Below are 21,163 nucleotides of genomic sequence, written 5' to 3' on the forward strand. Positions count from 1 at the left end.
CGCGCCCATGAGCCCGAACGCCGGAACCGGCATGGCCGACAAGCTGGCCGGCGTGCTGATCACCGCCGGCCTGGTGGGCGGGGGCTTCGCGGGGCTGGCCCTGGTCCAGACCTTCTACGAGCGCCGCGACCAGATCTTCCTGAGCACCATCCCCGAGGTCCTGGTCAGCTGGCGCGAGGGCGGCGACGCCTTCCTGCCGATGATGCTGATCGCCATCGCCCCGCTGGTGCTGCTGCCCGGCGCTTTCGGCCTCAGCCGCGGCATGCCGCCCGTCACCCGCCGCGCCCGCTGGACCCTCGTGAGCATCGCCGCCGCCTGCGTCGTCGCCGGCGTCGCCTGGGGCGCGACCGCCGCCCGCCAGGAACTGGGCGTCGCCACCCAGATCGGCGCGGCCTGGCTCTATGACGGCAAGGCCCGCGAGCACTGGTCCTGGGGCGCGGCCACCAGCGTCGGCGTCGCCTGCACCGTCCAGCGCGACGAGGCCACCGGCAAGGTCGAGCCGAAGCTCAACTACGACGTGGCGTTCCCGAGCGGGCGCGAGGCCAACCTGGCGCGCGAGACCGGGGATGTGCGGAAGCTGCTGAACCAGCTGGCCCCGATCGACGCGAGCCTGCGAGCGCGCGGCGTGCCGAGGTTCGCGGCGAGCGATGAGGCGTGCTGGACGCGGTATGGGCGGGGGTTGTCGGCGGAGGACGTGGCGAGGTTGCGGGGGGTGTTGGGGCGGTGAAGCCGTGGCGCGCCCGCCCTGGCTATGCTAGGTGTATGATGAAGCCTTCGGATACACCTCATGCGCACCAACATCGTCATCGATGACGCCCTTATGGCCGAGACGTTGAAGGCGACCGGCCTGAAGACCAAACGCGAGGCCGTCGAACTTGGCCTCAAAACGCTCTTGAACCTGCGCAAGCAAGGCGAGGTCCGTAGACTTCGCGGCCAGTTGCCATGGCGCGGCGATCTCGAGGCGCTGCGGACCGACAAATGATCCTCGTCGACTCCAGCGTCTGGATCGACTTCTTCCGAGGAACCGCCACGCCGCAGGTCGACCGGCTGGACGCCCTGCTCGGGGTCGAGCCGCTGGCCATCGGCGACCTGATCCTGACCGAAGTCCTGCAAGGCTTTTCGCGCCAGAGCGACTTCGACCAGGCGCTGGCGGCGCTTGGCGCCTTCACCCTCGTGGAGATCGGCGGCCAAGACGTCGCCCTCCAGGCCGCCCGCAACTACCGCGCCCTACGCGGCCTGGGTGTCACGCCCCGCAAGACCATCGACACCCTGATCGCCACGCGGTGCATCGAGAGCGGCCATGCGTTGCTGTTCAGCGACCGGGACTTCGAGCCGTTCGTGGAGCATCTGGGGTTGGTGTCGGGGATGGGGTGAGGAGGGGCCTTCGGGCGCGACGCGGTGCGCGGGGCGTCTCGAGGTTCGCGGCGAAGGATGAGGGGGCTGACACGTGTTGTCGGCGGCCGAGCGGGTCAGGCCGCGGGGTGTTGGGGCGATAGGAGAGTAGATCGTCAGGTGTCCGCGAAGGGTGGAAGCGGCCCCAAGTTGCCTGGTCAACTTGCGTCGAAGCCTTCGTGATAGGTCACCTCGCCGCTCATGGGTTCGCCGCCGATCACCAACGCCTGGAAATACTCGCGTAGGACATCGCCGTAGTGAAGGGCATGGTCGCTTCTAAACCCAAATCTAACATAGTAGCCTGGGTCGCCAAGCAGGACGCATCCTTGCGCGCCAAGGCGTGCCAACTGGGCTAGGCCTGCCTTGATCAATGCAGAACCAATCCCGCTCTTTTGAAGGCTTGGAGCGACTGAGACCGGTCCAAGACCAAACCACCCGACGTCCAGGCCATTGATCTGCACAGGCGAGAATCCGACATGGCCGACGATCAAGCCATCTTGTTCGGCGACGAGAGACAGGGTCAGCGCACCGGCTTTCCGAAGCGCGTCCACGATGGCGCCTTCGGTCCGACTGCTGTGCTCCACGCCGAGGAAAGCGGCGTCGGTCAATGACCTGATGAACGGGATGTCTGTGGGGGTTTCGCGGCGAACGATCATAAGGTGGTGTCACGCAGTTAGCGCGGCCTGACAATCTTTGAACGCCCGCTAAAGGCCGAAAGCCGACCTCCCAGGTCGGCGCCCGCCTTACATCTCTCGAAGGCTGTAGCGTGCTGACCTGTACGGGTTGGTCAAGGACCGCCCTCCGGGCGGCCGCCGCGCGGCGGCGCTGCGCGCCGTCCTTGAGCAACCCGTACAGGTCAGCGATCGTCTCGCCGTGAGATGAAAGGATGGCTCCCTTCCGAGGAAGGGCGGCCACGCGCCAATCCCCCTCTCCCCCTGCGGGAGAGGGTGGCCCGCGAAGCGGGTCGGGTGAGGGGTTGAAGGACGTGACCGCCGCGATCGGCGGCCAAGGCTGGGCGCCAAGCCGACAGGACTATCAACCCCTCATCCGTCGGCTGCGCCGACACCTTCTCCCGCAAGGGGAGAAGGGATACGAAAACGGCATACCCCCCTCCTCCACCCCGCCACCGACGCCGAGATCCTCGCGACGTTCGACGTCATGCATCACCTCCGCCCCGCCCTGACCCGCGAGACCTATGTCGCGCGGATCCGGCAGGTGATGGCCTCGGACAACTTCCGGCTCACCGCCGTCGTCGAGGATGGCGTCGTCCGCGAACGCGCCCACGCCTTCTATTTCCGCGAGGGACTGGCGGCGGATGCGTTCCACTTCCGGGTGAAGGTCTAGGGCTTAGGCTTCGACGGGGATGGGTGCTGGACACCCTCTCCCATGGGGAGAGGGTGAGTAGGGCACGAGCGTTCACGCCCTCCGTCCCCGCCTCTAAAACCCGCCTTACAGCCTACCCACCTCGTCGCGAGGAAAGGGCGCATGGCCAGCGACCGTTGCGGCGACGAGGGGCGATCGATCCAGCCCGCCCGTCGGAGGCTTCAAGGGCGAACAGGCGCCAACAGCGTCGGGACGCCACGCTTCCGGATAACGATCGCGCGGAGCGTTCGGGCTTCGTCGAAACGGTACTTACACACCCCTACATCGGACGCTGTCCGGCGCTCCGCGTCCCTTTCCATGCCTTCAGCGGCTTCCCCCGCGTGAAGCAGCGGCGGCGTGGGCTCAAGCCAACATCCCCGCCAGCCGCTGGCGGATCAGGTCTTCCGCCTCGGCCACGATGCGGTCGACGAGGTCCTTCACCGTCGGCACGTCGTGGATCAGGCCCTGGACCATGCCGGCGCTCCAGATGCCGCCGTCGGTGTCGCCCTCGGCCAGGGCGTCGCGGCCGCGGGTCCCGGCGACCAGATGGGCGACGTCCTCGAACTTGGCGCCGCCGGCCCGCTCGATCCGCACCACCTCCTGGCTGACGGCGTTGCGCATGACGCGGGCGGTATTGTGCAGGGTGCGGAAGATCAGGTCGGTCTGGCGCTCGTCATTGGCGACCATCTGCTCCTTGAAGGCCATCGGGATCGGGGCCTCCTGGGTGACGCAGAACCGGGTGCCCATGTTGACGCCGTCGGCGCCCAGCGCCAGGGCCGCCACCAGGCCGCGCGCATCGGCGACGCCGCCGGAAGCCAGCATCGGGATCTTCACCTTGTCGGCGGCGGCGGCGATCAGGATCAGGCCGGGGATGTCATCCTCGCCCGGGTGGCCGGCGCACTCGAAGCCGTCGATGCTGATGGCGTCGACGCCCATCCGCTCGGCGCTCAGGGCGTGGCGGACGGCGGTGCATTTGTGGATGACCTTGACCCCGTGGGCCTTGAGGTCGTCGACATGCTCTTGAGGCTTGTAGCCGGCGGTCTCGACGATCTTGATCCCGCTCTCGATGATCGCGGCGCGGTACTCGGCATAGGGCGGCGGCGTCATGGCCGGCAGGATGGTCAGGTTCACACCGAACGGCTTGTCGGTCATCTCCCGGCAGCGGGCGATTTCCTTGGAGAGCGCCTCGGGCGTCGGCTGGGTCAGGGCGGTGAGAAAGCCCAGCGCCCCGGCGTTGGCGACGGCGCTGACCAGCTCGGCCTTGCCGACCCACTGCATGCCGCCCTGGGCGATCGGGTGCTCGACGCCGAACAGCTGGGTGAAACGGGTCTTGATGGCCATGGCGGGTCGCCTCCCTCTGATTTCGGGAGACTATGAAGAGGCGCCCCTTAGGTCAGGCAAGCCCTACTGCAGGCCGGCGCGGCCAATGGCGTAGAAGCGGTCGGCGCGCTGCTTCTTCAGCTCGGCCGGGCTCATGGCCGCCATGGCCTTCAGCTCGTCCTCGACCGCGTCGCCGACGGACTGGATCGCCGTCTCGGTATCGGAATGGGCGCCGCCGGCCGGCTCCTCGACGATGCGGTCGACGATGCCCAGCTTGATCAGGTCCTGGGCGGTGATGCGCATGTTGGTCGCCGCGTCCTTGGCCCGGGCGCCGTCGCGCCACAGGATCGAGGCCGCGCCTTCCGGCGAGATCACCGAATAGATCGAGTGCTCCAGGATCAGCACGCGGTTGGCGCCGGCCAGGGCGATGGCCCCGCCGCTGCCGCCTTCGCCGACGATGGTGGCGACCATCGGCACGCCCAGGGTCAGGCAACGCTCGGTCGAGCGGGCGATGGCCTCGGCCTGGCCGCGCTCCTCGGCGCCCAGGCCCGGATAGGCGCCGGCGGTGTCAACGAAGGTGATGACCGGCAGGCTGAAACGCTCGGCCATGTCCATCAGGCGGACGGCCTTGCGATAACCCTCGGGGCGGGCCATGCCGAAATTGTGCTTCAGGCGCGTCGTCGTATCGTGGCCCTTCTCGTGGCCCATGACCACGACCGGCTGGCCGCGGAAACGACCGAGGCCCCCGACGATGGCCTGGTCGTCGGCGAACTTGCGGTCGCCGCGCAGCTCGACGAACTCGTCGATCAGGCCCGCGACATAATCGCGCAGATGGGGCCGCTGCGGGTGCCGGGCGACCATGGTCTTCTGCCAGGCGTCCAGATTGGCGTAGGCCTCCTTGCGGAGGTCTTGCGCCCTGTCGCGAAGAGCCTGGATCTCGGCGTCGAACGCGCCCGGTCCAGCGGTCTCGGAGAGCCGGGACAGCTCTTCGATTTTGCTTTCCAGGTCAGCGATTGGGCGTTCGAAATCGAGATAATGGGCGGCCATGGACTCTTAAACGTCGCCGTTGATGAAAGGGTGCGAACCTAGTGGCGGAATCCCTCAAGGGAAAGAGGCCAGATTCAGGCACGGAACCGTCGTGAATCCGCCGGGTTTTATCCACAGACTGAATGGTGCGGTTCACAGGTGAGTCTCGAATCGAGACTCTCTCCCCTGGTGAATCGCGACATAGAGTCCTATGTTCTTATGTAGCAGGTCGCGGAAGACGACTTGCGCCCCCGCGGCCCCGCCATCGAATGTGCGCGGACCCGCCTGATGAGAGCGCACAGTTCCCATGCAGGTGTTCACCTTTTTCTGTGTCGAGTCCGACGGCTCGGTCCCGCGTTTCGACGTCACGCCGTGCGCCGACGACTCCGCCGCGCGCGCCAGAGCTTTCGAGTTGCTGGACATGCACCACCGCTGTGACTTCGTGGAAGTCTGGTGTGGGTCGCAGCGCGTGTTCGACGTCGCGCCTCATGCGGCGGCTGCTTAAGTAAATTCTGCACGCGATGAATTATTGCGTCGCGACCTGAGCGGCTATAGCCTCGATGTCCGGATGGAGCTCAAAACGAGCTCCGCTTTCCGGAAGGTCGCCGCTCCATGGACACCGTCCTTACCGCGCCGCTGATCCCTCCCGCTCCCAAGATCCATCCGTCTCCTCTCGGCGTCACGCCACTGGGCCAGTTGCGCGTGGCCTGGGAGATGGGCCGCAACATGATCGGGGCCTATTGCGATGAGGACTATGAGAGCCTCGCCGCGCCCTACCTGTTCATGGGCCAGCCGGGCCTGTTCCTGAACGACCCGACCGCCGCTCGCCAGGTCCTGGCTTCGCCGAAATACGCCCGACCAGTGAAGGCGGCGCGCTCGCTCAAGCCCCTGGTCGGCGAGGGCGTGCTGATGTCCGAGGGCGAGACCTGGCGGCGCCAGCGCAAGAGCCTGGCCCCGGTCTTCACCCCCGCCGCGACCGGCGGCCTGCTGCCGCACTTCATCGCCGCCGGCGCCGGCCTCGTGGAGAGCCTGACCGGCCGAGCTCGCGCCAACCTGGCCCAGGCCTTCCATCGCGCCACGCTGGACGCGGTGCTGCGGGCCCTGTTCTCGCGCCGGGCCGACGCCGAGGGCGCGGTGCTGGCCGACCTGGCCCGCCGCTACATGGAAGGGCCGGCCCACTTCAAGCTGTTCGACTTCATGGCCAAGGGCGCCGACGACCTGACCTTCCTGGACGGTGACCGCCGGCGGATGGGCGCGCGGTGGTTCAAGGCGGTGGACGCCCTGATCGAGGAGCGGCGGACGAACCCGCATCCGGACATCCGCGACATGCTCGACCGCCTGTTGGCGGCCCGGAACGAGGACGGCTCGCCCCTGCCCGACCGGGAAATCCGCGACCAGTGCAGCTCGATGCTGGCCGCCGGCTTCGAGACCACGTCGCGACTGCTGTTCTGGGCCGCCTATCTGCTGGCCCTGGATCCCGAGACCCAAGGCCGGGTGCGGGCCGAGGTGCTGGCCTTCCCGGTCGAGCGGGTGACGAACCTCGACGACCTGAAGCATTGGCCCCTGCTGCGCTCGGTGCTGTTCGAGACCCTGCGGCTCTATCCCTCGGCCCCGATGATTGCCCGCCAGGCGCTGATGGCCGACGAGGTGCTGGGCCGCGCGGTCGTCCCCGGCTGCATGATCACCATCAGCCCCTGGGTCATGCACCGACATCGCAAGCTGTGGGACGCGCCCACCGCCTTCCGCCCCGAGCGCTTCATCGACCAGACCCATCCATGGAGCATCGAGGCCTTCATCCCGTTCGGGGCGGGGCCGCGTGTCTGCATCGGCGCGGGCTTCGCCATGGCCGAGGCGCAGATCGTGCTGGCTAGCCTGCTGGCGCGGTTCGAGGTGGCGATGGCGAGCGAGCGGCCCGTGACGCCCAAGGCCTCGATCACCCTGGGACCGGACCACGAACCCGCGTTCATCCTGACGCCGATCGTGCAAGCAGAGCCTTGAAGCGGGTGCTACGAAGCACGAGTTTCCGCCCATCGCGCTTCCAAGGAACCTCCGCCATGACCGACGTCGTTCGCACTCGCCCGTTCGCCACCGCCACCGACAGCGGCAACGGCGGCCTGCAGACCTTCGTCACGGCCGGCCCGTCGACGATCGTCGCCGACATCTCGGTGGCGCAAGGCGGCCTGGACCTGGGGCCCGACCCGCACGAGCTGGTCGCGGCCGGTCTGGCGGCCTGCACCAGCATGACCCTGCGCCTCTACGCCAACCAGAAGGGCTGGGACATCAGCGCCATGCACGTCGAGGTCTTCTCGCACTTCGACGCCGACCAGACCCCGCACGAGCGCTTCGAGCGCGTCATCACCATCGAGGGCAACCTCAACGACGAACAGCGCGAGCGCCTGTTCCAGATCGCCGAGAAGTGCCCGATCCACAAGCTGCTGACGGCCGGGGCGCGGGTGGTCACGACGGTGGGCGGGGAGTGATCTTCCTCCCTTCCCCCTTGATGGGGGAAGGGTCGGGGATGGGGGTGAGGCTGAGCCGCACGCCGCGCTTGGCGTCAACCGCCGTAGTCACCCCACCTCGGCCCCTCCCCCATCAAGGGGAAGGAACCTGTCCTATCTAGAACCCGTACAGCCCCGCGTATTCCGCATCCTTCGCCGCGATCTGGCGGGCGCAGTCGACCATCACCTTGGCCTGTTTCCAGGTGGCGTCGTCCTGCATCTTGCCGTCGATCATGGCCACGCCGGTGCCGTCCGGCATCGCCTCCAGAATCTTCCGCGCGAAGGCGACCTCGGCCGGATCGGGGCTGAACACCCGCTTGGCGATGGCGATCTGGCTGGGGTGCAGGCTCCAGGCGCCCGCGCAGCCCATCAGGAAGGCGTTACGGAACTGCTGCTCGCACGCCACCGGGTCGTCGATCGCCCCGAACGGGCCGTAGAACGGCTTGACGCCATGGGCGGCGCAGGCGTCGACCATCTTGGCGAAGGTGTAGTGCCAGAGATCCTGCTGCACCGAGGCGCGCGCCGAACCATCCGCATGCGGATCCTCGATGACGCGGTAGCCCGGATGGCCGCCGCCGACCCGCGTGGTCTTCATGGCTCGGCTGGCCGCCAGGTCCGCCGGACCCAGCGAAATCCCCTGCATGCGCGGGCTGGCCGCGGCGATGGCCTCGACGTTCATCACACCCTCGGCCGTCTCCAGGATGGCGTGCAGCAAGATGGGCCGGACGACGCCGTGCTTGGCCTCCAGCGAGGCCAAGAGTTGGTCCATGTAGAATATGTCCCACGGTCCCTCGACCTTAGGGACCATGATCACGTCGATCTTGTCGCCGGCCTTCTCGACGATGGTCGCCACCTCATCCAGGTGCCAGGGCGAGTTCAGGCAGTTGATCCGCGTCCAGAAGCCGACGCCCAGGGCCTTGAAGTCGACCTCGCGCGACATCGCCACCAGGCCGGCCAGAGCCGCGCCCTTGGCGTCGGCCGGGATGGCGTCTTCCAGATTGGCCAGGATGACGTCGACGGTCGGGGCGATCTCGGGGACCTTGGCGCGGACCTTGTCCAGATGCGGCGGCACGAAGTGGATCATCCGCTCCACGCGGGCGGGCAGCTCGCGGTACGGCGCGGGCGCTCCGATCGCCAAGGGTTTGAAAAAGCCGCGCGGCGTCTTCATCCGCTTACTCCCCGATGTTCTTTTTCGCAGTTGCGAAGACCATGCGGCGGCGCGGGAGGAGCGTCAAGTTATCGGCGTTAAGTCTTGATCGCGGGCGACGTCGGCTTGGGCAGCTCCTCCGGATCCTCGCGCTCGAGATCGGCGGCGGCGTCGTTGCTGGAGCCTGGCTTGACGGCCTTGGCCTTGCGACGGCGGGCGGCGGGTTCCAGCTTGAGGCTGGTCAGGGCGTCCTCGCCCTCCTCGCCGAAAAGACCACGCAGGCGCACGTCGTGCTGCGGATACGGGATCTCGACGCCGGCCCCGCGCAGAGCGTCGTCGATGAGCCAAGTATAGGCCGCGAAGATCGCCGCCGGGCGACGCACCGCCTCGACGGTCGGCCAGACCACCAACTCGAACTTCAGCGAACTGTCGCCATAGCCGACCAGCCAGACCTGCGCTCGGCGCACGGCGTCATCGGGCGAGGTGTAGGGCGCGGCCTTGGCGGCTTTCAGCACCGCTTCGCGCACCCGGTCCTTGTCGACCCCGAAGGCGGTGACGAACGGCACCCGGATGCGGCGATTGGTGTTGCGCAGGGTCCAGTTGATCACCTGATCGTTGACCAGCACGGAGTTGGGCACGATGACGTCGGTGCTGTCGTTGGTGCGGATTCGGGTAGCGCGTGGGCCGATCTCGTGCACCACGCCCCGACCGCCATTGGGCAACTCGACGAAGTCGCCCACCGCCACCAATCGCTCGAACACCAGGCTGACGCCAGACGCGAAGTCCTTGATGATCCCCTGCAACCCCAAGCCCACCCCGACGCCCAGGGCGCCGGCGAACACGGTGAGCGACGTCAGGTCGACACCCATGGTCGAGAGGCCGGCCGTCACCCCGACCATGACTAGGCCGTAGGTCGCCACCTTCTCGACGATGTACAGCGAGGCCGCGTCTCCGGCCGCCTTCTCGCGCAGCTTGCGCAGGCCCGCCGAGGTCAGGCGCGCGGCGAAAAGAGCCGCCGCCACGATCAGGACCCCGGCCAGCAGCCCCCCGACCGTCACCGAAGCCTTACCCAGCTTCAGGAGTTCAAAGGAATCGAGCGTGCGAAGCGGATTGTCTGCCATGGGCGGATTTGGCGGGATGACAAGCTCACGATCAATAGTCACCTGAGCGCGCCATATGTCGGGTGTTCGCATATTTTGTGTTCTTTCCGACTTTCGCTTTGACGACATCACCCGCTAAGGTCGACTCAATCTTCCGGCGAGTGATTGAGGAGCGCATCCATGCTCAGGCAGCCTAGGGGGCTGACAGGGCGCAAGAAAGTGCAGGCGATCATCGACGCGGCGCGCCGCGTTGTCCTCGCCGAGGGCTTGGATCAGGCCAAGATGAGCGCCATCGCGACCGAGGCCGGCGTCTCGACGGCGACGGTCTACGCCTATTTCCCCAGCAAGAATGATCTGTTCCGAGCGGTCGTCGAGAGCGTCGCCATCGATGTCGACACACGGATGGACGCGGCGCTGCACACGCCTGATGGCGATCCGATCGAGGTCTTGGCGATGGCCTTCATGGAGCCGCTCAACAATCCCGACCTGCGGGCGGTGTTTCGGATCATGGCGGTGGAAGGTCCGCGCTTTCCGGACGTGCTGGCGACTTTCGACGCCCATACGCGCTTGAAGGGCCACCAGGCCGCCGTCGCCCTGTTCGAGCGTCTGGCGGCGCAGGGCAAGTTCGCGGCCGGCGCGGCCGACACCGCCTCGCGCCAGCTCCTCGGAATGTTGGAGCATGAGACCATCGTGCTCGGCATCATGCGGGGCGACGACACGCCGGCGCGGCGCGATCCGCTCAAGATCGCCCGCGAGGCGGTGAAAACCCTGCGGGCCCGGTTCGGGCGGGACGGCGAGGCGCTCTAGGCGGCGATCGCTCGCGCGCTACTCAAAATCGGCTGCAGGGCCAGCATGGCTTGGGTGCGGTTGTGGACGCCCAGCTTGCGGAAGATGCCGGTCAGGTGCGCCTTGATCGCGGCCTCCGACACTTGGAGGTCGGCCGCCACCTGCTTGTTCAAGCGCCCGTCGGCGACGCTCATCAGCACCTTCATCTGGGTGGCGGTCAGCGAGGCCAGGCGCTTGCGCATGGCGACGATCTCCTGGTCGGCCGTCACGGCGCCGTTCAGCGATGGGAACGATCGCGCCCCGGCGGCGGCGGCGCGCAGCACCGACAGCAACTCTTCGATCTGGGCGGACTTGTGGACATAGCCGGCCGCGCCCAGGGCGTTACTGGAGGCGATCACCTGATCGTCGCGGCGAGCCGTATAGACGACGACCGGCGCGTCCGGCAGGCGGCGTTGCACGGCGAGCAAAGCGCCCAGGCCCGTGGCGTCCGGCAGGGCAGGCTCCAGGATGACCAGACCGACATTGCCGGCCCGGCACGCGGCGTCGACGCCGGCTAGATCTCCGGCCTCGACGATGCTGGCCTTGGGCCAGGCCGTCTCCAGCAGACGGACGATCGCCGCGCGCATCAGCGGTTGGCTCTCGACGACCAGCACTCTTCTCATGGGAAGCCCCATCCCCAAACAACTCGAGGAAGAGCATGAAGCACCCTGACGGATGCGGACAAAGTCCAATATGTCGCACACGATCGATTAGCTAGACCTATTCACACGCACAAAATATCATAATTTTTCTTATAAATTCAACGACATATTGGAAGACTCACTATCCGATCATCGTTCTCAATCGCGACCGGATGTCGCGAAAGTAGTATTGATCGTTTTAGTTTTGCACGACGGGATAGACTGCTGGCTGGCTCAGCGCACGTAGTTGAAGGCGATCGCCGGTGTCACCGAGGCGGTGGTGTTGCGGCCGGCCGGCACGATCCGGGCGCCGACGATCACCCCGACGCGGCTATTGAAATTGTACTCGACCGCCGGGGCCAGGATCAGCGCCTCGCTGACCGGATAGCGCCGCTCAAAGGCCGAGCCGCCCAGTGTCCCCGTAACTTTCGTCGAGGCGTCGCGCTGCCAGCCCAGGTCCATGGCCGCCACCCAATTGCGGGTGATGCTGTACTCGAAGGCCAGGTTGACCAGGAAGCTGTCGCCCGGCTGGGCCTTGCCCGCGAAACCCTTGGGCGTGCCGTAGACGCTGGTCCCCCGCACCCTGGCATTGTTCGAGCGGGTGTAGGCGACATTCAGGCGGGTGCGCAGGATCCGCCCGTTGGGGACCCAGAAATAGTACTGCGAATTGATCCCGACGGTGGTGGCGTAGGCTCCGCTGCCGAAGCCGTCATTGGGGCGGTCGTCCAGATTGTCGTGGCGGCCGATCGGCAGGTTCTCCTGCAGCATCAGCGAAACGGTCGGGACGCGACGGCCCTCCTCGTACTTCAGCAGCCGATACTGGGCCTGGGCGGTCAGGTCGCCGACACCCAGCCCCTGGCTCCAGCGCCCGCCGGCCCGCTTGTAGCCCAGATGCGGAATGAAGACGACCGTCAGGGTGTCGGTCGCGCCGTACAGCATGTAGGCCGACGAGCCGATGTTGTCAGCGTCCGGGGCGCTCCTGCGTTTGCCGCCGGCGTCGAAGCTCCCATACGGCTTGGCGTCGTACAGATAGGGCTCGAACAGGATGTGGCCCTTGGGCAAGGTCGAGGCGCCCGAGGCCAGCAGTGGCCCGGTCCACCAGGCGTCGTCTAGGCGCTGGCGCTCTGGTGTTTCCACCGTGGCGAAGGCGGGCGTGGCTAGCGCGCAAGCGGCGGCGAACACCGCGGCGCGTTGAGTGGTCGAGTACATGAATCCTCCCCGGAAAGACGTCGTTGCGCCTTAGGCCGCCTTCCGACGCGGCTCCGCCCGAAACTTGCGGATCCACGACCAGATTCTGTCAGCAACCCGCGAAAAGGGAGGCGGGAATTGTCGGCGTCAGGCGCCAATGCACGGGGTTTCAGGGGCGCCGATCTTAGTCCGGGGTGAAGATCCCCCGCAGGCCGACGATCATGGCGATGACGCCGAACACGGCCAGGATCAGCCCGGGTCCGCTGGCGCCGCTGGCCGGCAGAGCTCGACCGGCCCGCAGGCGGTCCCACAGCAGCAGCACCCCGACCGCGATCCCGACCAGCTCGAAATGGAATATCCTCGGCCCGCTAGTGGCGTGGACGATCAGGAAATAGCCGCCGCACACAAGGGCCGCGATCCCGACGATCCAGCGGAATGGCGCCAGGCGACCCGCGAAGCGGTCGAGGTCTTCGCCGGCCTTCGGGATAAGGGCCAAGAGACCGATGGCCAGGAGAAAGCCGCCCAGGATGTTGCAGAGGTCGAGGATCAGTTCGAGCATGACCGGACAATGCGGGGTGCTCGCGCTGCGTTCCGAAATTGGGCCGCCGTGCGTCCTTCCAGGCGCGCTCGGGAGCGCGCGCCTCAGCTCGAAGGACGCACGGCGTGAACCCTATCGCCCCACCATCGCCAGCCCGGCCGGGGCGTAACGTTCGCCCTCCACGGCCGTCTCGGGCACGGCGGCGGCGATGCGGGCCAGCTCCTCGGCCGAAAAGGTCACGTCGACGGCGCCGACATTCTCCTCCAGGCGGGCGATCTTGGTGGTGCCAGGGATCGGAGCGATGTGCTCGCCCTGCGCCAGGATCCAGGCCAGGGCCAGTTGGGCCGGGGTGACGCCCTTCTCGGCGGCGATGGCGGTCAGGGCCTCGACGACCGAGAAGTTCTTGGCCAGCGCCTCGCCCTGGAAGCGGGGCAGGCCCCGGCGGAAGTCGTTGTCGGCCAGGGTCTCGGGCTTGACGGCCCCGGTCAAAAAGCCCCTGCCCAGCGGGCTGTAGGGCACCAGGCCCACGCCCAGCTCGCGCAGGGTCGGCAGGATCTCGGCTTCAAGCTCGCGGAACCACAGGGAGTATTCACTCTGCAGGGCCGCCACCGGCTGAACGGCGTGGGCCTTGCGGATGGTCGCCGCGCCAGCTTCCGAGAGGCCAAAATGCTTGACCTTGCCCTCGGCGATCAGGTCCTTGACCGCGCCCGCCACGTCCTCGATCGGCACGTTCGGGTCCACGCGATGCTGGTAGAAGAGATCGATCACCTCGACGCCCAGGCGCTTCAGCGAGGCCTCGGCGACAGCGCGGATGTGCTCGGGACGGCTGTTGACGCCGCGCATGCGGGCATAACCCTCGCCGGTCCCTTCCGGAGCGATGTCGAAGCCGAACTTGGTGGCGATCACGACCTTGTCGCGGAAGGGCTTCAGGCCCGCGCCGACCAGTTCCTCGTTGGTGTAGGGGCCATAGACCTCGGCGGTGTCGAAAAAGGTCACGCCCAGGTCGACGGCCTTGGCCATCAGCTTGTGGGCGTCGGCCGTATCGAGCGCCGTGCCGTAGACCTGGCCCATGCCCATGCAGCCGAGGCCGATGGCCGACACTTCCAGGCCGTCGCCGAGTTTGCGCGTCTTCATGGGGATGCTCCTTCTATGGGGTGATGACGAAGATGGGCCCGACACGCGCGAGCGTAAGGCTCCGCGCGCCGATGTGGAGGATCGGGCAATCTTCGCGGCGCAACGGCCAATCGCCCGTGCGATTTTCTTCGGGCGTCTGTCGGAACGCCCGTCCCGTCCACGTCCTAGGCTCACAACAATGGAGGAAGACCCATGCCCAAGATCACCCCGTTCCTATGGTTCGACAACCAGGCCGAGGACGCCGCCAAGCTGTATGTCTCGCTCTTCCCGAATTCGAAGATCACCAGCGTCGACTACTATCCCGGCGAAGCGCCCGGCGGCGGCGAGCCTGGCAAGGTCATGACCGTGGCCTTCGAGATCGACGGCCAGAAGATCACCGCCCTCAACGCCGGCCCGACCTTCAAGCTGGATGAGGCCTTCTCGTTCGTCATCGATTGCGACGGCCAGGGCGAGGTCGACCACTACTGGAACGCGCTCACCGCCGACGGCGGCCAGGAAAGCCAGTGCGGCTGGCTGAAGGACCGCTTCGGCCTGTCCTGGCAGGTTACGCCGCGCCAGTTGATCGAGGCCACCACCAGCTCCGACCGCGCCGCCGCCGGCCGCGCCTTCCAGGCCATGATGAGCATGAAGAAGATAGACATCGCCACGATCCAGGCGGCGTTCGACGGCCGGTAGCTTTCAGATCTCGCCGTGCGCCAACCGCTGCGGCTTGCTGACCGGCAGAACGAGGGCCAGGCTGCTGCCGTGGTCGGTCGGCTCCCAGCGGATGGCGGCGCCGATCGCCTCGGCGCGGCTGAGCTGGTTGGTCAGGCCACGGCCGCCGGTCGGCGAGGCGGCGGGCAGGAACCCCAGGCCGTCGTCTTGCACCCGTACCAGCACCTGATCGCCCTCAGCCTGCACTGACACCGTCACCGTCCGCGCGCCGCTGTGCTTGAGGACGTTGGCGATCGCCTCCTGCATGATCCGCAGGATGTGCAGGGCGTGGCGCTGGTCCAGCCACTCCAGCGGCGGCACCTCGCCCGCGTCCCAGATCAGCTTGACCCCCGCCGCCTCCAGGCGCGGCTGCAGGCGGAAACGCAGGGTGGCCAGCAGCAGCAAGAGGTCGGTCTCGACCGGCTCCATCGAGTCGATGGTCAGCTTCAAGTCGTCGATGCAGCCACGCAGGATGCTGACCGTGTCGAGATCGGCCGTGCGATTGCCCTCGAAGGCCCGCAGGGCGCCGACCAGGGTCGAGCCCAGGCCGTCGTGCATGTCCTGCATCAGCCGCTGGCGTTCCTGGTGCAGCAGCTCGCGGCGCTCGACCTCGCGCAGCTTGGCGTGGCTGGCGGTCAGCTCGGCCTCGCGCTGGGCCAGGCGCCGGGCCAGGTCGGCCTTGGCCTGGGTCGCCGTCTCCAGCGCCTCGATGTAGCGGCTGAACATGATGTACCAGCACAGCAAGGTCAGCCCGACGCCGGTGAAGTTGGTCAGGAAGACGCTCTCGATATTGACCAGGTTCTGCTGCAGCGCCACGTCGTAAACGGCGAAGGCCAGGCCGACCAAGCTCCAGACCGACAGCCACATGGCGAAGCGCGACCGGGCCTTGATCGACAGGCGCATGACGTTGAAGCCGATGGCCCCGCCCAGGATCAGCATGTTGATGTAGATCGGCGCCGCCAGCAGGGTGGGATCCAAGAGGCCCGGCAGGGTGGCGACCGACCAGAACGCGGTATTGGCCATGACCACGCGCGTCAGGATCGGTTGGCGTCCATGGTGCAGCTGGATCGCGAACAGATGCATCGTCGCGCAGATCCAGTAGACCGAATTGATCGTGATCCAGCCGAACCAGGCGTCGGAGACGATCAGCGGACGCTCGCCGACGAAGGTGTGCAGCATCCTCAGGAAGCAGACCAGCGACATCAGGAAGAACAGGCCGTAGATCGGCTCGTTGCGGCGACTGAACCAGACGAACAGCGAGAAGACACCGGTCGCCAGGAAGGCGGTGACGGAAAAGGCCGGCAGCGACACCTGGAAGAACTGGCGGACATAGTAGCGCGGCGCCAGTTGCCGGAAATTGCCGATCCAGACCGACGAGAACGCGCCGCCGATGCCGCGTACGTGCTGCAGCCGGATGTCCAGCCGCTTGGGCGGATGCGAGACGTCCGAGCGCGGCAGGGCGATCCAGATCGGCTGGTTGGAGCCGTTCCATTGCAGATTGGCGTGCGACTGGCTGACCAGGCGGCCATCGGCATAGATCGCCAGGGAGCCGTCCGACTTCCAGCGCGGGATGTAGAGGTAGAGCTGGCGACCGTCGTCGGGCAGCGGCGGCACGTTCAGGGCGTACCAGGTGACGCGGGTGGCGATGTGCCGCGGCGAGGCGTCGGCGGTGGGCGCGAAGTCGGGCTTGGGCGCATGCGGCAGGGTGACGGCCTTGCCGCCAGCAGCTCGCGGACTGGTGGCGGGCGGCCGCTGGTAACCGACGGTGTCGGCGACGCTCAGCCGCGCGGCGGTGATCCGCTCGCCCCCCGCGCGCGCCTGGACGAAGAAGACGACCGTCCCGATGGCCAGCGCGACCGCGATCCACACCGCCCATGGGAACCAGGGGCGCTGTGTCAGCGCGCCCCTAGAGGAGGCCATAGGCGCGGGCCTCGAACACCGCCTCGGTCTTCGAGCGCACCTCCAGCTTGGCGTAGATCCGTCGCACGAAGGTCAGCACCGTGTTGCGCGACACGCCCATCAGCTCGGCGATCTCCTCGAACGAGAAGCCGCGGGTGATCAGTTGCAGCGTCTCCTTCTCACGCTCCGACAGGCTAGGGACGCCCGGCTTCTCGGCGGCCTCGGCCTCTTCTGCTGGCTTCTCGTCGGGGCGGAAGCGCATCAGCACCTGGCGGGCGATGCGGGGGCTGATCGGACTGCCGCCACCGTGCAGGATACGGATGTCCTCGGCGATGGTCGGCAGCGGGCTGTCCTTGAGCAGGTAGCCGCTGGCCCCGGCCTCGATCGAGGCGATGACGTGGCGTTCGTCGGCGAAGGTGGTGGCGACCATGATCGCGCAGCCAGGCCAGCGGCCGTGGGCCTCGCCGATGATGTCGACGCCCGAACCGTCGGGCAAACCCAGGTCGACGACCAGCACGTCGCAAGGCGGCTGGGCCAGCATGGCGCGCGCCTCGGTGGCGGTCGCGGCGACGCCGGCCATCGCCAGGTCCGGCGCGGCGGCCAGGGCGGTGCGAAACGCCTGCTGGAACGCTGCGTCGTCCTCGACCAGGGCGACCTTCAGCGGGGTCGACGGCGCGGCGTCCATGCTCATTCGACCCTCCTCGCCCTCCGCGACAAACCCTAGGCAAACCGTTGTAGCAAAAGGCGTCTCTTAACTCTCGCCAGACGACGTCATCACATCTTGCGACAGGCCCGACATTGCTCCGAGGGCCCGCGCGCGGCAACTAGGCTGTGTCGACGGCTGTGTGAGCAACGGCTTTCGAAGGGCTCGCGCGGTGGGGCGCAAGAAGGGCGAGGGGCGTCGCAAAAGACGGCGTCCCTCCTCCGGCTCGATTCCCGTCCAGCGAGGCGGGCGGCATGTCGCCGCCGATCCGGCGACATGCCGCCAACATCGCGAGGCCTGTCCGTGCCGTGGCCCTCTCCCCGTTCAGATGGTTGGAGACCGGAGAACCGGGCGCTGGTGGTCGTCGTCACCAGCCTGCAACTGCTGCTGATCGTCGTGGTCTGGCTGCTGGCCATCGTGCCGGCCGGCCTGCTGGCCCTGACGGCGATCGCGCTGAAGGCGATCAAGAGCGGGCGCGGCGGGCCTGGTCCGCCGCCGTGACCGGCGCGGTGTAATCCCCCGCTGGAGCAGGTCTGTTCTTGTCCAGCCGAGCAAGGCTGATCCGATGCCCGCCAGCGGAGACGAAAACCTGCGTCTTCGCCCGGGCCAAGTCTTCGGCGCTGGCGGCGACCAGGCGGATTTCCTTCAGGAACACCGGACCCGTCTTCAACGTCGGAGCAACATGCCAGGAGCACGTCAGGTCCTCGCACGACACCCGGAAGACAACACAGACCCCATCCGCGCAGGCCTGGCGCAGGGCCTTGGCCGGGACCCTGTTCAGATAGTCGTTGGAGACGTACTGGATCCGCACGCCCAGCCCCTTCACCGCCTCGGCGTCGGCCTGGATCGCCTGGCCGGCGGTATCGACCTCGCGGAACATGCCGATGGTCTCGACCGCCGGAGCGTAGTCGCGGGCGACGCAGAACGGCGCGGTGTCACAGATCAGATCCAGCATGGGCGGCCTCCAATCCACCCAAGGTAGCGCGGAGCCCGCGGGTCGCCTAGGCCTAGCCTCAGGCCTTCTTGACGAACTCCGTCCGCAGGACGAGGCCCTTCACCTTGTCGACATTGGCCTCGATCTCGTCGGGGTAGCCGGTCAGGCGGATCTTCTTGACCACCGTGCCGCGCTTGAGGGTGACGCCGCCCGAGCCCTTGACCTTCAGGTCCTTGATCAGGGTGACGGTGTCGCCATCGGCGAGCAGGGTTCCGTTCGAGTCGCGGGTTTCTTCGGACATAGCTCTTACCTTTTCCGCCCAAGCGGGTGCTTGGTCTGGACGACGTGCTGCAAGTGCTCGCCGGCCACGTGGGTGTAGATCTGCGTGGTCGCAATGTCAGCGTGGCCAAGCAAGGTCTGAATGACCCTTAAGTCGGCGCCGCCTTCCAGCAGGTGGGTGGCGAAGGCGTGGCGCAGCACGTGGGGGCTGACCTTTTCGCGATCGACCCCGGCGGCGATAGCGGCGTCTTCCAGCAGCTGCCCCACGCGGCGGGCGGTCAGGCGGCCGGTCGAGCCACGCGACGGGAACAGCCACGGACTGTCTTTCACGCCCTTCGGCAGGAAGCTGGGACGCTCGGCCAGATAGGCCTTCACCGCCGTGCGGGCGGCGTCGTTCAGGGGCGCCAGCCGCTCCTTGCCGCCCTTGCCCTTGACGATCAGATAGGCGGGGTCGCGGGCCAGGGCCGTCAGCGGCAGGGCCAGGAGTTCGGAGATCCGCAGGCCCGAGGCGTAGATCAGCTCGATCATGCACGACAGGCGCAGGCCTTGCGCGCCATCCTTCTTGATCGCGGCGGCCAGCAGGCGCTCGATCTCCTCGCGTTCCAGCACCTTGGGCAGCGGCCGGCCCGCCTTGGGGGCGGCGACGCGGCGGGAAGGGTCGTCCGCTCGCCAGGTCTCGCCCAGCACGAAACGGTAGAACTGGCGCACGGCCGAGCGGCGGCGAGCGGCGGTGGCCGGCGACAGGCCGCGCGCGGCCAGGTCCTGGAAATAGGCCTCGATCGTCTCGGCGTCGGCGTCGTCCAGGTCCAGGCCCGAGCCGGCCAGGAAGGCGCGGGCGTCGTCCAGGTCCTTGCCGTAGGCGGTCAGGGTGTTGCGGGCGGCCGCGCGCTCGACGGCCATCATCTCAAGGAAAGCGTCGACCCAGCCCGCGCCTTTCGTGCTCATTTCACGAAGGCCAGACCCAGCAGCCCCTCGACGACAATGGCGCGGGCGTCGGCGGGCAGGCCGGCGCGGTTCAGGGCGCGGGCGATCCGGGCGCGGTCGACAGGGACTGGACCGGTCGCGCCGCTGTCGACGGCGATCGACAGGGCCAGCAGGCCCGCCTCGCCCTTGCGCTTGGCGGCGCCGGCGTCCTCCATCACCTGCATCCGCGCCGGCGAGGCGACGGACTTGCCCAGGTCGAAGGCGGCGAACTGGGCGCGGGCGTCGGGATCCAGGCTTCCGCCCAGGCTGGCCAGCAGGGCGGCGGCGGGCTGGGCCGGCGACTTCGGACCGCCAGAAGCGCCGCGCGCCACGAGATTGCCCAGCACCTGGTTGTCGACCTTGCCGCCATTTACGCCAACTTGGGCGGCGGCGATCAGGGCGTCCAGCACGGCAAGGTCTACGGCGGTGGCGCCGGGGATGCTGTCCTGCACCAGACGGCCACGGATGGCCTGGGCGCTGGCGACGTCGCCAGCCGCCAGGGACGCGCGGGCCATCAGCACCGGATCCTGCAAGGGTCCGCCAGCGGCGGCCAGGGTCGCGATCGAGACGGTCGAGGCTTGCGCGGCTTCCACGAACGCGGACAGCGTCTTGGCCTGGCGCAGGAAGGCCAGGTCCGAGGCTTCCCGCGCGGTCAGGTCGGCGCCGGACGACACGCCGGACAGATCGCCGCTGGCCTTGATCAGAGGCTTGAGGGCCGGCGAGGCCGAGGCGACGGCGGCGGACGACTGGATATCAAGGTTTAGATGGCGCGACAGGGCGTAGTTGACCCCGTTCTTCAGATTGGCCGCGCCCGGCGCCGTACCGGCCAGGGTCGCGCCCATCAGGCGGCCGTAGTCGGCGTCTTTCGTGGCCTGTTGCGCCAGTTGAAAGGTCAGCTGGGCGGGATCGTTCTGGCCGGCCTTCATCTGGCAGAAGGCTCGCAGGCGCAGCCAGTAGGCGCCGCCGCGGTCGACAGTCAGGGCGTCCTGCGTGCGGCAGGCCTTGTCGTCGTCGCCGGCGATCAGGGCCGCCTCGGCCGCGGCCATCGAAAGCGCCGAGCTGCCGGCCGCGCCGGTCGCGCGGTCCAGGATGGTGTTGGCGCCCTGGGCCTCGCCCAGGGTGATCAGGGCCAGGGCTCGCTGAGCGCCCATCTCGACATTGTCGCCCACCCCGGCCGGGCCGTTGGCGCCGGTCGACAGCAGGCGCTTGGCCAGTCTGGCGAAGGCCGGCGACAGAGGCTTGGGCCCGCCCAGCTTGGGCAGGACGTCGCGCATGATGTCGGGGGCGGTGTCTTTCCAGAGATCGCCCCCGATGCCGGTGTCGGCCGCGGGGCTGGAGAAGTAGTCGGGCGGAGCCAGGCTCTTGACCGTGACCTCCTCCTGGGCGGCGACAGGGCCGGCGAGGCCACCCAGTCCCAGGAAGGGGGCGACGAGCAGCGCGCATGCTTGCGAAGAACGCATCGAAAGGACCATGGACCGGTTATGACGCATGACGGAGTTCTCGCAAACTTGGCGGTTTGGC

25 protein-coding genes are annotated in these 21,163 nt (G+C 67.8%); 10 read left to right on the plus strand and 15 right to left on the minus strand.

The window, feature by feature from the left end; all coding sequences use genetic code 11:
- The first annotated feature begins 7 nt into the window (after positions 1-7).
- The 3 genes from ACW173_RS02160 to vapC are packed head-to-tail and all read left to right on the plus strand — an operon-like array spanning position 8 to position 1,374.
- On the plus strand, positions 8-727 hold the full coding sequence (locus tag ACW173_RS02160) for a hypothetical protein (RefSeq protein ID WP_492083250.1): 720 nt from the start codon (positions 8-10) through the stop codon (positions 725-727).
- A gap of 60 nt (positions 728-787) precedes the next feature.
- A complete protein-coding gene (locus tag ACW173_RS02165; protein WP_492083252.1) occupies positions 788-982 on the plus strand; it encodes a type II toxin-antitoxin system VapB family antitoxin in 195 nt (64 codons plus the stop codon).
- A complete protein-coding gene (gene vapC, locus ACW173_RS02170) occupies positions 979-1,374 on the plus strand; it encodes a type II toxin-antitoxin system VapC family toxin (RefSeq protein ID WP_492083254.1) in 396 nt (131 codons plus the stop codon). Before ACW173_RS02165 ends, vapC begins: the two co-directional genes overlap by 4 nt.
- 176 nt (positions 1,375-1,550) lie before the next feature.
- On the opposite strand, the gene ACW173_RS02175 is transcribed toward vapC, so the two are convergent.
- Positions 1,551-2,048, minus strand: coding sequence for a GNAT family N-acetyltransferase (locus ACW173_RS02175; RefSeq protein ID WP_492083255.1), 498 nt, complete (start codon positions 2,046-2,048; stop codon positions 1,551-1,553).
- A gap of 502 nt (positions 2,049-2,550) precedes the next feature.
- Here ACW173_RS02175 and ACW173_RS02180 point away from each other — a divergent pair.
- Positions 2,551-2,736 carry a hypothetical protein gene (locus ACW173_RS02180; RefSeq protein WP_492083256.1) on the plus strand — a complete coding sequence of 62 codons (186 nt, stop codon included), beginning with the start codon at positions 2,551-2,553 and terminating at the stop codon, positions 2,734-2,736.
- 381 nt (positions 2,737-3,117) lie between these two features.
- Here the strand turns inward: ACW173_RS02180 and ACW173_RS02185 are convergent, their stop codons facing one another.
- Positions 3,118-4,095, minus strand: coding sequence for an NAD(P)H-dependent flavin oxidoreductase (locus ACW173_RS02185; RefSeq protein WP_492083257.1), 978 nt, complete (start codon positions 4,093-4,095; stop codon positions 3,118-3,120).
- A 63-nt stretch (positions 4,096-4,158) separates the two neighbouring features.
- Positions 4,159-5,121 (minus strand): acetyl-CoA carboxylase carboxyltransferase subunit alpha, encoded by a 963-nt coding sequence (locus ACW173_RS02190; RefSeq protein WP_492083258.1) that lies wholly within the window; start codon positions 5,119-5,121, stop codon positions 4,159-4,161.
- Positions 5,122-5,407: 286 nt separating this feature from the next.
- On the opposite strand from ACW173_RS02190, the gene ACW173_RS02195 reads away from it, so the two are divergent.
- The 3 genes from ACW173_RS02195 (at position 5,408) to ACW173_RS02205 (ending at position 7,580) form a co-directional block, all read left to right on the plus strand.
- Positions 5,408-5,605, plus strand: a complete 198-nt coding sequence (locus ACW173_RS02195; RefSeq protein WP_492083259.1) for a hypothetical protein — start codon at positions 5,408-5,410, stop codon at positions 5,603-5,605.
- 107 nt (positions 5,606-5,712) lie between these two features.
- A complete protein-coding gene (locus ACW173_RS02200; protein ID WP_492083260.1) occupies positions 5,713-7,098 on the plus strand; it encodes a cytochrome P450 in 1,386 nt (461 codons plus the stop codon).
- 56 nt (positions 7,099-7,154) lie between these two features.
- Complete coding sequence (locus tag ACW173_RS02205) at positions 7,155-7,580, plus strand: OsmC family protein (protein ID WP_492083261.1); 426 nt, start codon at positions 7,155-7,157, stop codon at positions 7,578-7,580.
- Between the two features lie 136 nt (positions 7,581-7,716).
- On the opposite strand, the gene ACW173_RS02210 is transcribed toward ACW173_RS02205, so the two are convergent.
- Positions 7,717-8,766, minus strand: coding sequence for an HpcH/HpaI aldolase/citrate lyase family protein (locus ACW173_RS02210; RefSeq protein WP_492083262.1), 1,050 nt, complete (start codon positions 8,764-8,766; stop codon positions 7,717-7,719).
- 77 nt (positions 8,767-8,843) lie between these two features.
- Positions 8,844-9,866, minus strand: coding sequence for a mechanosensitive ion channel family protein (locus ACW173_RS02215; RefSeq protein ID WP_492083263.1), 1,023 nt, complete (start codon positions 9,864-9,866; stop codon positions 8,844-8,846).
- 159 nt (positions 9,867-10,025) lie between these two features.
- Between ACW173_RS02215 and ACW173_RS02220 the strand changes: the two genes are divergently transcribed.
- On the plus strand, positions 10,026-10,652 hold the full coding sequence (locus ACW173_RS02220) for a TetR/AcrR family transcriptional regulator (protein WP_492083264.1): 627 nt from the start codon (positions 10,026-10,028) through the stop codon (positions 10,650-10,652).
- Here ACW173_RS02220 and ACW173_RS02225 read toward each other — a convergent pair.
- The 4 genes from ACW173_RS02225 to ACW173_RS02240 form a co-directional block, all read right to left on the minus strand.
- A complete protein-coding gene (locus ACW173_RS02225; protein ID WP_492083265.1) occupies positions 10,649-11,293 on the minus strand; it encodes a LuxR C-terminal-related transcriptional regulator in 645 nt (214 codons plus the stop codon). The genes ACW173_RS02220 and ACW173_RS02225 overlap by 4 nt on opposite strands.
- 252 nt (positions 11,294-11,545) lie before the next feature.
- Positions 11,546-12,520, minus strand: coding sequence for a transporter family protein (locus ACW173_RS02230; protein ID WP_492083266.1), 975 nt, complete (start codon positions 12,518-12,520; stop codon positions 11,546-11,548).
- Positions 12,521-12,683: 163 nt separating this feature from the next.
- Entirely contained in the window at positions 12,684-13,058 is a 375-nt protein-coding gene (locus ACW173_RS02235) for a hypothetical protein (RefSeq protein ID WP_492083267.1), read from the minus strand.
- Positions 13,059-13,169: 111 nt separating this feature from the next.
- Positions 13,170-14,171, minus strand: coding sequence for an aldo/keto reductase (locus ACW173_RS02240; RefSeq protein WP_492083268.1), 1,002 nt, complete (start codon positions 14,169-14,171; stop codon positions 13,170-13,172).
- 192 nt (positions 14,172-14,363) lie between these two features.
- Between ACW173_RS02240 and ACW173_RS02245 the strand changes: the two genes are divergently transcribed.
- Positions 14,364-14,846 carry a VOC family protein gene (locus tag ACW173_RS02245; protein ID WP_492083269.1) on the plus strand — a complete coding sequence of 161 codons (483 nt, stop codon included), beginning with the start codon at positions 14,364-14,366 and terminating at the stop codon, positions 14,844-14,846.
- 3 nt (positions 14,847-14,849) lie between these two features.
- On the opposite strand, the gene ACW173_RS02250 is transcribed toward ACW173_RS02245, so the two are convergent.
- Together ACW173_RS02250 and ACW173_RS02255 are read right to left on the minus strand one after the other, a co-directional pair.
- Positions 14,850-16,784, minus strand: a complete 1,935-nt coding sequence (locus ACW173_RS02250) for a sensor histidine kinase (RefSeq protein ID WP_492083270.1) — start codon at positions 16,782-16,784, stop codon at positions 14,850-14,852.
- Positions 16,771-17,454 carry a response regulator gene (locus ACW173_RS02255; RefSeq protein WP_492083271.1) on the minus strand — a complete coding sequence of 228 codons (684 nt, stop codon included), beginning with the start codon at positions 17,452-17,454 and terminating at the stop codon, positions 16,771-16,773. Before ACW173_RS02255 ends, ACW173_RS02250 begins: the two co-directional genes overlap by 14 nt.
- 369 nt (positions 17,455-17,823) lie before the next feature.
- Between ACW173_RS02255 and ACW173_RS02260 the strand changes: the two genes are divergently transcribed.
- Positions 17,824-17,967 carry a hypothetical protein gene (locus ACW173_RS02260; RefSeq protein WP_492083272.1) on the plus strand — a complete coding sequence of 48 codons (144 nt, stop codon included), beginning with the start codon at positions 17,824-17,826 and terminating at the stop codon, positions 17,965-17,967.
- Here ACW173_RS02260 and ACW173_RS02265 read toward each other — a convergent pair.
- From ACW173_RS02265 to ACW173_RS02280, 4 genes are read right to left on the minus strand one after another with little or no spacing between them, the layout of a single operon-like run.
- Positions 17,930-18,421, minus strand: coding sequence for a hypothetical protein (locus ACW173_RS02265; protein WP_492083273.1), 492 nt, complete (start codon positions 18,419-18,421; stop codon positions 17,930-17,932). The genes ACW173_RS02260 and ACW173_RS02265 overlap by 38 nt on opposite strands.
- Positions 18,422-18,479: 58 nt before the next feature.
- Complete coding sequence (locus ACW173_RS02270; RefSeq protein ID WP_492083274.1) at positions 18,480-18,701, minus strand: alkylphosphonate utilization protein; 222 nt, start codon at positions 18,699-18,701, stop codon at positions 18,480-18,482.
- Between the two features lie 5 nt (positions 18,702-18,706).
- Entirely contained in the window at positions 18,707-19,624 is a 918-nt protein-coding gene (locus tag ACW173_RS02275) for a site-specific tyrosine recombinase XerD (protein WP_492083275.1), read from the minus strand.
- The gene (locus tag ACW173_RS02280) at positions 19,621-21,132 is read right to left on the minus strand and encodes a hypothetical protein (RefSeq protein WP_492083277.1); all 1,512 of its coding nucleotides are present in this window, start codon (positions 21,130-21,132) and stop codon (positions 19,621-19,623) included. The genes ACW173_RS02275 and ACW173_RS02280 overlap by 4 nt, the downstream gene beginning before the upstream one ends.
- Positions 21,133-21,163 lie beyond the last annotated feature (31 nt).

The sequence above is a fragment of the Caulobacter sp. ALps2 genome, from assembly GCF_058681635.1.

Bases quoted from the DNA above. Each gene is read 5' to 3' on its own strand.
- ACW173_RS02255 (WP_492083271.1), bottom strand. From the start codon at position 17,454: ATGAGCATGGACGCCGCGCCGTCGACCCCGCTGAAGGTCGCCCTGGTC.
- ACW173_RS02215 (WP_492083263.1), bottom strand. From the start codon at position 9,866: ATGGCAGACAATCCGCTTCGCACGCTCGATTCCTTTGAACTCCTGAAG.
- ACW173_RS02200 (WP_492083260.1), top strand. From the start codon at position 5,713: ATGGACACCGTCCTTACCGCGCCGCTGATCCCTCCCGCTCCCAAGATC.
- ACW173_RS02275 (WP_492083275.1), bottom strand. From the start codon at position 19,624: ATGAGCACGAAAGGCGCGGGCTGGGTCGACGCTTTCCTTGAGATGATG.
- ACW173_RS02240 (WP_492083268.1), bottom strand. From the start codon at position 14,171: ATGAAGACGCGCAAACTCGGCGACGGCCTGGAAGTGTCGGCCATCGGC.
- ACW173_RS02265 (WP_492083273.1), bottom strand. From the start codon at position 18,421: ATGCTGGATCTGATCTGTGACACCGCGCCGTTCTGCGTCGCCCGCGAC.
- ACW173_RS02165 (WP_492083252.1), top strand. From the start codon at position 788: ATGCGCACCAACATCGTCATCGATGACGCCCTTATGGCCGAGACGTTG.
- ACW173_RS02210 (WP_492083262.1), bottom strand. From the start codon at position 8,766: ATGAAGACGCCGCGCGGCTTTTTCAAACCCTTGGCGATCGGAGCGCCC.
- ACW173_RS02270 (WP_492083274.1), bottom strand. From the start codon at position 18,701: ATGTCCGAAGAAACCCGCGACTCGAACGGAACCCTGCTCGCCGATGGC.
- ACW173_RS02245 (WP_492083269.1), top strand. From the start codon at position 14,364: ATGCCCAAGATCACCCCGTTCCTATGGTTCGACAACCAGGCCGAGGAC.
- ACW173_RS02195 (WP_492083259.1), top strand. From the start codon at position 5,408: ATGCAGGTGTTCACCTTTTTCTGTGTCGAGTCCGACGGCTCGGTCCCG.
- ACW173_RS02190 (WP_492083258.1), bottom strand. From the start codon at position 5,121: ATGGCCGCCCATTATCTCGATTTCGAACGCCCAATCGCTGACCTGGAA.
- ACW173_RS02280 (WP_492083277.1), bottom strand. From the start codon at position 21,132: ATGCGTCATAACCGGTCCATGGTCCTTTCGATGCGTTCTTCGCAAGCA.
- vapC (WP_492083254.1), top strand. From the start codon at position 979: ATGATCCTCGTCGACTCCAGCGTCTGGATCGACTTCTTCCGAGGAACC.
- ACW173_RS02160 (WP_492083250.1), top strand. From the start codon at position 8: ATGAGCCCGAACGCCGGAACCGGCATGGCCGACAAGCTGGCCGGCGTG.
- ACW173_RS02235 (WP_492083267.1), bottom strand. From the start codon at position 13,058: ATGCTCGAACTGATCCTCGACCTCTGCAACATCCTGGGCGGCTTTCTC.
- ACW173_RS02250 (WP_492083270.1), bottom strand. From the start codon at position 16,784: ATGGCCTCCTCTAGGGGCGCGCTGACACAGCGCCCCTGGTTCCCATGG.
- ACW173_RS02230 (WP_492083266.1), bottom strand. From the start codon at position 12,520: ATGTACTCGACCACTCAACGCGCCGCGGTGTTCGCCGCCGCTTGCGCG.
- ACW173_RS02175 (WP_492083255.1), bottom strand. From the start codon at position 2,048: ATGATCGTTCGCCGCGAAACCCCCACAGACATCCCGTTCATCAGGTCA.
- ACW173_RS02220 (WP_492083264.1), top strand. From the start codon at position 10,026: ATGCTCAGGCAGCCTAGGGGGCTGACAGGGCGCAAGAAAGTGCAGGCG.
- ACW173_RS02205 (WP_492083261.1), top strand. From the start codon at position 7,155: ATGACCGACGTCGTTCGCACTCGCCCGTTCGCCACCGCCACCGACAGC.
- ACW173_RS02185 (WP_492083257.1), bottom strand. From the start codon at position 4,095: ATGGCCATCAAGACCCGTTTCACCCAGCTGTTCGGCGTCGAGCACCCG.
- ACW173_RS02180 (WP_492083256.1), top strand. From the start codon at position 2,551: ATGCATCACCTCCGCCCCGCCCTGACCCGCGAGACCTATGTCGCGCGG.
- ACW173_RS02225 (WP_492083265.1), bottom strand. From the start codon at position 11,293: ATGAGAAGAGTGCTGGTCGTCGAGAGCCAACCGCTGATGCGCGCGGCG.